Origin of the sequence: Catenibacterium sp. GCM10023432 (genome assembly GCF_042651925.1) — a bacterium.
GTDB lineage: Bacteria > Bacillota_I > Bacilli_A > Erysipelotrichales > Coprobacillaceae > Catenibacterium > Catenibacterium mitsuoka.
Map to the genome: position 1 here is coordinate 1 of NZ_JBHSEB010000108.1, position 3,812 is coordinate 3,812.

General features: G+C 30.7%; 5 protein-coding genes. All 5 read right to left on the minus strand.

Features of this window, described 5'->3' with window-relative positions:
- Window positions 1-49 precede the first annotated feature (49 nt).
- Window positions 50-529, minus strand: coding sequence for a MurR/RpiR family transcriptional regulator (locus ACFOZZ_RS12890; RefSeq protein WP_376815393.1), 480 nt, complete (start codon window positions 527-529; stop codon window positions 50-52).
- Between the two features lie 63 nt (window positions 530-592).
- A complete protein-coding gene (locus ACFOZZ_RS12895; protein ID WP_055234925.1) occupies window positions 593-820 on the minus strand; it encodes a hypothetical protein in 228 nt (75 codons plus the stop codon).
- 41 nt (window positions 821-861) lie between these two features.
- Window positions 862-1,623: a TatD family hydrolase gene (locus ACFOZZ_RS12900; protein ID WP_376815394.1), complete on the minus strand. Its 762-nt coding sequence runs from the start codon at window positions 1,621-1,623 to the stop codon at window positions 862-864.
- A 222-nt stretch (window positions 1,624-1,845) separates the two neighbouring features.
- Window positions 1,846-2,367, minus strand: coding sequence for a YcxB family protein (locus tag ACFOZZ_RS12905; RefSeq protein WP_055234928.1), 522 nt, complete (start codon window positions 2,365-2,367; stop codon window positions 1,846-1,848).
- 129 nt (window positions 2,368-2,496) lie between these two features.
- Window positions 2,497-3,812 (minus strand): glycoside hydrolase domain-containing protein (locus ACFOZZ_RS12910; protein WP_376815395.1); only part of this gene is annotated, 1,316 nt, incomplete at its 5' end.

The window sequence follows — 3,812 nt, forward strand, 5'->3', positions numbered from 1 at the left end:
ATCCACGATTGAACAATTAAGGAGAGTTACTTTTTTTGTTTCCTCCTCGTCATTTCATATTGTCTAATAAGAACTGTAGTGAAGCTCTTGAAGAAAAAGATGCAATCTTTTCTTCTGAATCTTCATAGGATGCAAAATAGAGATGATAATCAACGAGTTTAGATAATTCACTCTCTTTAGTAGAAGAAATAAGAACAGTTGTCACCTGGTTCTTGTTCATCACACGGATGAAATCTTCTACATGAGGTATTCTATTGGCATAGGAGATCACAATTGCGAGGTCTCCTTTTTTTAATGTTTCAGCAACCTTTGTTTGATAGAAAATCTGTTTTTCTACTATGACATCTCTGCCTATTTCTAACATGTTCTGTCTAAAACACTCAGCCATGAAGAAATTACCTATAGAAGGAAATAACGCAATAACATTTGCATTATACATTTTCTGGACAATTTTACCAAATTCATCTAGATTCACTAGGTTTAATGTAGAATGAAGTGTCTGGTCATAGAGATTCAACATTTTAGTCATTATTTCATGGTTTGTGTTATTGATCCTGAAAGGATAGTTATAGTCCACTGAAATAAGTTCTTTCTAGTATCTTTCACGATCAAAATGAATATGGGATTTAAATGCCTGTAAACCTGAAAGTTCTAGTTTATCAATAATTCGATAAATAGTAGAAACAGACACATAGCTGTTTTTAGAAATATCTGAAGCAGACATATTCATAATATCTTCTGAATGTTCTACAACATAGTCTATAAGTATTTTTTCACTTTCTGTAAGTGATAACTGTTCGAGCTTATCATAAATGTTCATAAAAGCCTCCTGATAGACTATATTATACTCTATTTTAATTACTATTTCTTTAACTGGAATACTTCAAGTGCATTCTCTGTTGTCTGTTTGGCGACTTCTTCGTAGCTTAATCCTTTTAGTTCAGCAATCTTTTGGGCAACAAAATAGACATTACCTGGTTCATTCTGCTTTCCTCTATAAGGTGCTGGTGTGAGATAAGGATCATCTGTTTCTACAAGTAGATAGTTTAAATCTACGCCTTCAGCGACTCTTTTAGGAACCTTCGCGTTCTTAAAAGTAACAGGACCTGCCAAAGAAATATAATAACCAATCTTAATGAATCTTAAAGCCATCTCATAACTTCCACTATAACAATGCATAATACCTTTTACACCCGACTTAGAAAGTATATCCAATGTATCTTCATAAGCATCTCTGGCATGAATAGTAACAGGTAAAGATAATCTCTTGGCTATTTCTAACTGTTTCTTAAAACAGTCAATCTGTTTTTCTTTAGATGCTTCATCCCAATAGTAATCTAATCCTATTTCACCTACAGCAACAACCTTAGGATCTTTCGCAAGTGCTTCTATTGCCTCTAAATCCTCATCTGTTGTCTCTTTACAATCATTAGGACTAATACCTACTGCAGCATAAATAAAGTCATACTCATGCGCTATCTGTACTGCAAGACGTGAAGACTCTAAATCATAACCTACAACAGTAAAGTACTTCACACCTCTTTCTATTGCATTCTGAATATATAAATCACGATTTTCAAATAATTGTTCACTATTTAAATGTGTATGTGTATTAAATAACATTTTTCTTATTACCTCGCTTTTAATCAAGTATACATAAAAAAAACAGGGGAATAAACCCCTATTAGTAAATGCACAGTCCTTATAATTCTATCTATTATTACTTTCTAGATTAGTGTCCAGTGTTTAGCCTCTTTCCACTTAACATTAGGTATACTTTGTAATAGGTTTAATAGTTCATTATTATCTGCAAAACAACATTGCCCACTATATTGAATACAACATTTATTTTCCCTTTACTAACTTTATATTCATACGCTTTATTATTTCATATATTTTTTCTTTTTCATCGCTCTTTAAATTATCTTTTTGACAAATAATAAAAAAGCTATGTTTACTTATAAATACAAAATCTTTTGGTGTATCAATTATCTTGTTAATATCTTCATACTTTATTTGACTTGTTTTATCACTTGATACAATTATATTGACACCACTATTTCCAAAGATCAACGAATAAAATACTTCTTCTTTTCCTAACATCTCAATTTGTTTAGCTAAAATTAAATTGATGTTTCTTTTAGTAACATAAATACGAGCGAAGAAAAACACTGCTGCAACTGTAAAAGCAGCAAATGCATATAGTCTCATTTCAGAAGTTCCCTGTATTAAACAGATTATAGATAGTACAAGAAATAATATAATATATATTCTTGCCAAATTATTCTTCCAATTAGGCATCAAATATTTTTTATTCCTTTCAAGAACTTCTTTATTAATTACATTATTTTGAACTTCAATCCTCATTCAATATCACCCTCTAATGAGTAATTTATCATATCATCATTATCTGTCAACTATTTTTATATACTAAATTTAGGCAATATAAAAAGAATTGTATTTATTTTTTAAGATAGATACAATTCTTTAGTAATTTTATGCAACAACACCTAACGCCATTAAATATTCTGTAGCTAATGGTGCAGTTCCTGGATTAGATAGAAATGCTATTAATCCAATAACAACTGCAGCAGATATTGCAAGATTAGTTAGAGTTTTTGAATCCAATTTATAATCCACATCAGGTGTTGGGTTTGGAATAATTTCAAAACTTATTTCAACTGTAATTTCTTGATCTACAGTAGCAGAATCTGGAAAAATATCATCTGTAGTAATAACAAATGTTAATTTTGGATAAGTTCCATTCAAATTCACTTTCACACCTATTTGTCCTGATGTCACTGATTTAGCAACATCTTTTAAATCATTGATAGTAGAATTAATAATATCAATATTTTCAAAATCTTTAATTTCCATACCTGCAATCATACCTTCTATTTCTGCTTCACAAGATGCTGTTAACTCTCCTTCATTATTTAAATCGATTGTAATCGGAGTACTATCAAAATTAGTAGTTAATGTACCAGATACTTCCGCTGTTATTTTTATTGTCAAACCATTTAATAAAATAGTATCTAATAAAAATTCTTTCTTATAAGTAAGACTGCTATTATAAACTTTATCTAAATAACCTAAAGGTTCAAATACATTATAAACATATTGATCTCTTTGAATATCTAAAATAATATTGGAATTCTTTTCTGCTAATTGATCCGGTGACATATAAGGCACTTTATCAAATGTTGTAATACCCTTATCTCTACCTGAATATCCTGCCTTATCTAAATCAAATGAAGGACTTGAAGGGAATTGCCCACCATTATTCACATTAAATTCGAAGAACTGATCAAACGCCCAGTTCTTCGGAATAGGATAACCTAAGTTGCAGCTGTATCCGCTTGACATATCAGCTACAAATGAATATTCCGCTAAGCCTTTTTTACTGATATAAGAGCAGATATATCTTGGTGCATAAATTCCTACCTTATACTTTTTATTATTTGTTTCACTATCAAATACAAGATTCAGTTTCTTGAAGTATGGAACAATAAATGATTTCATCTGATAATCATAGCAGTCAAAGTCTACTGCAAAATAGATGGTTGTTCCATCAGGAACACCGATTCTCTTAGCTGCTGTAATTGCTGTATGTGCATCTACAATGCCCTGTCTAAGATTCTGAAAATACTCTGCTTTATATCCTCCATCCTGATAGATAGGGAATACTCTTAATCCAGCACTTTCAATGTTTTTGATTTCTTCAAATGTAATGAACTTTCTTTTTCCATTTGCTGTTCCTGTCAGATATCTACCTACCACCTGATATCCTGCATTCTTAATATCTAGTGCCT